Annotated in this window: 7 protein-coding genes; all 7 read right to left on the minus strand. The window is 67.1% G+C overall.

What is annotated here, in order from left to right:
- The coding region (locus DD1DGNOD_RS21495; RefSeq protein ID WP_165036954.1) for a phosphate starvation-inducible protein PhoH at positions 1–935 on the minus strand (935 nt) is incomplete at its 3' end.
- A 71-nt stretch (positions 936–1,006) separates the two neighbouring features.
- Entirely contained in the window at positions 1,007–1,177 is a 171-nt protein-coding gene (gene rpmF / locus DD1DGNOD_RS21500) for a 50S ribosomal protein L32 (RefSeq protein ID WP_131768325.1), read from the minus strand.
- Positions 1,177–1,770, minus strand: coding sequence for a YceD family protein (locus DD1DGNOD_RS21505; protein ID WP_131768326.1), 594 nt, complete (start codon positions 1,768–1,770; stop codon positions 1,177–1,179). The genes rpmF and DD1DGNOD_RS21505 overlap by 1 nt, the downstream gene beginning before the upstream one ends.
- Positions 1,771–2,501: 731 nt before the next feature.
- Positions 2,502–3,326 (minus strand): MEDS domain-containing protein, encoded by an 825-nt coding sequence (locus DD1DGNOD_RS21515; RefSeq protein ID WP_165035209.1) that lies wholly within the window; start codon positions 3,324–3,326, stop codon positions 2,502–2,504.
- A gap of 172 nt (positions 3,327–3,498) precedes the next feature.
- Complete coding sequence (coaD, locus tag DD1DGNOD_RS21520; RefSeq protein WP_131768329.1) at positions 3,499–3,975, minus strand: pantetheine-phosphate adenylyltransferase; 477 nt, start codon at positions 3,973–3,975, stop codon at positions 3,499–3,501.
- Positions 3,972–4,529: a 16S rRNA (guanine(966)-N(2))-methyltransferase RsmD gene (gene rsmD, locus DD1DGNOD_RS21525; RefSeq protein ID WP_131768330.1), complete on the minus strand. Its 558-nt coding sequence runs from the start codon at positions 4,527–4,529 to the stop codon at positions 3,972–3,974. Before rsmD ends, coaD begins: the two co-directional genes overlap by 4 nt.
- 33 nt (positions 4,530–4,562) lie before the next feature.
- A partial coding sequence (locus tag DD1DGNOD_RS30005) for a helicase-related protein (protein ID WP_283234741.1) occupies positions 4,563–5,473 on the minus strand: 911 nt, incomplete at its 5' end.

Consider the following 5,473-nt stretch of genomic DNA (forward strand, 5'->3'; position numbering starts at 1 on the left):
ACGGATGCCTGCGCGATCGCCCTCGCGATACCCGAGCCGGTTGAACCGGACCTGCCGCCCGCGACGACCACGATCCCGTCGACGCCAACCACGAATGCTCCCTCCTGCGGATACCACCCCGACGGCGCTTGCGGCGGCTGGTCACCAGACTCTGCCACCGCTTGCAGCCACGAGACCACAACGGCCCCGATCGAACCGTCACAGACCACGACATCGGCCTGCCCACCGGCCACCACCCCGGCGGCGTCGACGGCACCGACGAAGTCAAGGTCCAGCCCGGCGAGAAGCTCGCCGGCGCCCAGTCCACCAGCGCCTGACCCACCGGCACCTGGTCCACCGACGCCCGGTCGACCGGCGTCGAGGCGCGGCCCGCCGCGGTGGACCGGCCCCGCCACCAGCAGGCCGATCCTCGGACGCGCCACGTCCAGGCAGACCGTGGCGTAAGCCGACCCGACGACCGCATACTGGACGAGCTGGTCGGCGCTGGCACCGGTGGCCGCGCCCGCGTCCAACAGGATCGTGGATCGTGACGGGGAGCCGAGCAGCACGGCGAGCGCCGGCCGCGTCGCCCCCGTCGCGGGCCCGAGGGTGAACGAGGCAGCGGCCACGAGCGCTTCGGACGGACCAGCGGAGACGACCGCGTCCACCACGCCATCTCTGATCAGCCGGGTCGCGACACGGACCGTGGCATCCCGCCTCGAGCGGACCTCACGGGCCGCGTCCTGGCCAGGACCGATCAGATGGGGCGCTTCGACGAGCCGTAACCGGCCACCGACAGCGAGCCTGCGCTCGGCCAGCAGCCGTTCGGCAACCCCGGACGGACCGACGAGGCTGACCTCCAGCGACTCGTCGGTGCCCAGCGCGCTGTAGATGCCGTTGACGACCGCATCCGGTGCGCCATCACCACCGAGCAGATCGACCGCGACGTGTGTCACGCCACTTGGCTCCTCGGGGACCTGGGCCTGCGGCAGCGCGAGAAAAACATGATCGCGCCGCCTTCGGCCCTCTAGATGTCGAGGACCTGTCGGTCGTTGTAACGCCCGCACGTCGGGCAGACCGTGTGCGGACGGGTCACATGACCACGGGGGCATTTTGCAAGGGCCGGGGCCTGTGTCTTCCACTGTGCCCGCCGGGAACGGGTGTTGCTGCGCGAGGTCCGACGCTTCGGGACTGCCACTAGTCCTTCTCCTTGTTCTCGTTCTTGTTCTCGTTCGGTGACGGGTTCTCGATCAGTGACGGCAGCGCCGCCCACCTGGGGTCGACACGGGCGTGAGCGTGATCGACATCAAGATCGTTCATTCGTGCTCCGCAGTCGGCACACAGGCCGGCGCAGTCCGGCCGGCAGCAGGGGGACAGCGGCAGGCTGAGTACCAGCGCGTCACGCAGCACCGGTTCGAGATCAAGATGGTCGTTCACGACCTGGAAGGAGTCGTCCTCGGGGTCGTCGGGGGCTCGGTCCGGGTAGTAGAACAGCTCGCGGATGTCGACCGTGATGTCGTCCTCGATCGGGTCGAGGCAGCGCGAGCACTCACCCGCCAGTGGAGTGAATGCCGTGCCGCTGACCAGCACGCCTTCCATCACGGCTTCCACGCGCAGATCCAGTTCGATGGGCGCGCCCGACGGGACGTGGATCATTTCGGTGCCCAGCTCCGCCGGGGCGGGCACCTGCGTCACGACACGCTTCATCGAACCCGCTCGGCGGCCCAGCTCACGAATGTCGAGCACGAGCGGACCCCGAGGGGCCCGGCGGCGGAATGACGGCGCAGTCATGGGGGAGGTGCCTGTCGTTGCCACGGAGTACCGGATTCACAACTCTCGGGTGTCGCAGATGGCCGACCGCGTGACGATGACGCGATCATGATCTGTGGCTCGTCGGTCAGTGGGTTGGTGCCCGGGAATCCAGGTACCGGAGACCACCCTATCCGATCGTCTCGCGAAATCCGCTCACCGTCACCGCGGGACGGACCACGGGACGAACCTCAACACGGTCCGCGGCACGGTCCGCGGCACGGACGCCGGCCTCGGGGCCGCCAGCGGGCGGACGATCCCCGACCGCCACATCAATGACCGGGACCGGTGCGCCCGAGCATCCGGACAACCCGGCGGCCATCGCCTGTCCGCGTGTCGTGAACCATCGCAATGATCGCTTCAAGGAGACATATGAAGATCCGCCGTAAGCGGTAGACCATGGCCATACGCCCGGGTTGACCGCGAGTGATATCAGCCATTCACGGTAAGGGTTGCTCAGTCCGGACAGTCTTGCCGGCGGCTGTATATCGACCACATCGCCTACGAGCACATCGCCTACGAGCGAAGCGACCCGGGCGCCCGACAACCAAATCACATCGACCCAGTCCCCGCCCATACCGGCCCGCCGTCCGGCGGGCAGACAGCGTATGGCCGCATCCGTGGTCGCCTGATCCGACAGCCGCCGTCGGAACAACCGGAGCACACACTCCGAGTCGAAACGATCGTTCCGCTCATGGCATTCGCGGATCACATCACACTTTATTCAAGACCATCCGCGGGATCGATTCCGCGCCGAGGATACGCAGTACATACGCCTGACGGGTGCTACAGCGGATCTTCAGCCGCCCGCCCGGCGGCATTCCGGCCGCCAGCCTGATGATCACCCCGGCACCATGGGCGTCCAGGAAGGAAAGATCCGTCAGGTCCAGTAGCAAGCAGCAGTCCCTGAACCGCGCGAACGCCTGCTCGAGACCGGTGATGAACTGCTCGCGAGTAAGTAGATCAACTTCTCCGGCCAGCCTCAGGCCGGACTCGGTATCCGCAATATCCAGGGATCCGATACCTTCGAGTACCGTCATAGGGTGGACGCCGTCCATGGAGTCCAGCAGTTCCTTGCTGAAACGCTTCCGGTCGTAGCAGCAGATCACACTGCACCGTGGATCGGTGAACAAGGCCTTGAGCTCGTACTCGTAGGTGACGAGCCGGTCAAGATCCATGTCGGGATCCAGTGCCCAGGCCATGTCGGCGCAGGCTCGAAATCCCGGGTACTCCTGCCGGTACGACAGCTCGATCTGCTCCTGATACCGCTGGATCTGGCCCTCGATGGAGAACCGAGTAGGCGGCAGATACATCGATTCAGTGCTCTCGATGTTCAGTTGGCCGCGCTCCCATGCCGGCTCCACCGGCGGACCATGGGAGTCCAGCCGGGCGAAGATCTCGCTCTTCGAGAGGGCGGGGTCGGTGATGAGCAGTACCTTCTCGCCCTTGGCGAGCCCTCGCTGACTGTAGACGGCCAGCACGCTCCAGTGCGCGTCGTCATCGACGAAACTCAGGCATGCGTGATCGCCAAGCCCCATCCGTCCTACAGATACAACCCGACGCGCACCCATATCAACACCCTGCGTAAAAACCTCCACAATGTAGCTATGGCATCAACTGGCTAACGGTCCACGGCCCGATGGCGCTTGTCAAGGTGGGCCCGGGGCCCCGCGGGCGCGGCCCCGGGCGGAGCACCGTCCGCTCTCTCGCTCAGCGGGCGAGACGTTCGCGCAACTGCTTGAGCACGATGTCGGGGACCAGGCCGGACACGTCCCCACCGTAGGTGGCAACTTCCTTGACCAGGCTGGACGACAGGAACGCATACTGCGGGTTCGTGCTCATGAAGAGGGTTTCGACGCCCGCGAGCGAATGGTTCATCTGCGCCATCTGCAGCTCGTAGTCGAAGTCGCTGACCGCGCGCAGGCCCTTGACGATGGCCTGAATGCCGCGGGCGCGGCAGAAGTCGACGAGCAGACCGTGAGACGACTCGACCACCACGTTGGAATGATCACGGGTAACCTCACGGATCAGTTCTATCCGCTCCTCCACGGTGAAAAGGTTGGCCTTGCTCTTGTTGATGAGCACGGCTACGACGACCTCGTCGAAGAGCCGGCTGGCACGACTGATGATATCCAGATGACCGTTGGTGATCGGGTCGAATGAGCCTGGACAGGCAGCCTTTCTCATGATCCGGAACCGTACCAGAGCACCCCCTCACCGTACGCGCGATTGCGGATAGTAATAAGACCATCCGGCCAGACCGGCGGCCCGCTGCGTCGCGAGCGCTCCACGACACACACCCCGTCCGGTTCCAACCAGGCACCGGACACCAGCCCGGTGAGTACCTCGGTCAGCAGGGCGTCCGGAAGCGCATACGGAGGATCCAGGAACACCGCGTCGAACGCACACTCAGGCGTGATTTCCATCACATGCTGGACGGGCCGGGAAAGGATCTCCACACCGGCAAACTCCAGTGCCGTCGCATTCGCGTGCAATGTGCGGACCGCCGCCGCCGACTGATCGACGAACAGGACATGGGACGCCCCTCGCGACAGCGCCTCGAACCCGACCGCGCCGCTGCCGGCGTAGAGATCGGCAAACCGCGCGCCGCGCAGCTCGACCAGGGAAGCGAGCGTGTTGAACAGGCCCTCCCGCGCCCGGTCGGACGTCGGACGGGTCCCACCCCCCGGCGGCACCCGGATGGGTCGCCCGCGCGCAACCCCGCCGATGATCCTGGTCATTTCCTGTTTCCGTCTTTCCGGTAGCCGCTGCGGTCATCCTTTTTCCAGATAGGCGGCCCGGGCCTCGTCGAGGGTGGCCGCGAGCGCCGCGGCCAGGGCCGGATGCGCCGACAGCCGTGGATCGGCGTCGACGAGGGCTGTCGCCTCGTCTCGCGCAGAACGGATCAGCTCCTCGTCCTTGAGCAGTTCCAGCAGGCGCAGGGAGCGCCGGCCGCCGGACTGGGCCGCACCCAGCACGTCGCCCTCACGCCGCTGCGCAAGGTCGAGACGGGCGAGCTCGGCTCCGTCGGAGGTGGCCGCCACCGCAGCAAGGCGCTCCCAGGCGGGCGAGCCGCGCTCCGCGTCGGTGTACAGCAGGCACCACCCGGGCGCGCTGCCACGACCGACCCGGCCGCGCAGCTGGTGGAGCTGGGAGACGCCGAAGCGATCGGCGTCCACCACGACCATCACGGTCGCGTTCGGCACGTTGACCCCGACCTCGATCACCGTGGTGGCCACGAGGACGTCCAGATCCCCCGCGGCGAACCGAGTCATGATCTCATCCTTGTCGTCCGGATGCAGCCGGCCGTGCAGTGTCTCGACCCGCAGACCGGCGAGTTCGACCGCACGCAATCTGGGCAGCACGTCGAGTACAGCGGCGCTCGGCCGGCGACCGGCCGCGGCGGTGTCCGCCCGCGTCGCAGTCGGACCGGCCGCAGCGGTACCCGTCTGTGTCACGGCCGGACCGGCCATCGCATCCGAACCGGCGGCCATGGCGTCGACAGTGACGCGGTCCTCGACGCCGCGCCCGGCAAGGCCCAGGGCCACGTCACCGGCGGTGTCGGCGGTGTCGGCGGTGTCGGCGGTGTCGGCGGTGTCGGCGGTACCAGCATCATCGACGGTGTCGGTGGCGTCCCCACCGATACGGGGGCAGACGACATAGGCCTGGTGGCCCGCGTCGACCT

It is taken from the genome of Candidatus Protofrankia californiensis, assembly GCF_900634765.1.
GTDB classification, from domain to species: domain Bacteria; phylum Actinomycetota; class Actinomycetes; order Frankiales; family Frankiaceae; genus Protofrankia; species Protofrankia californiensis.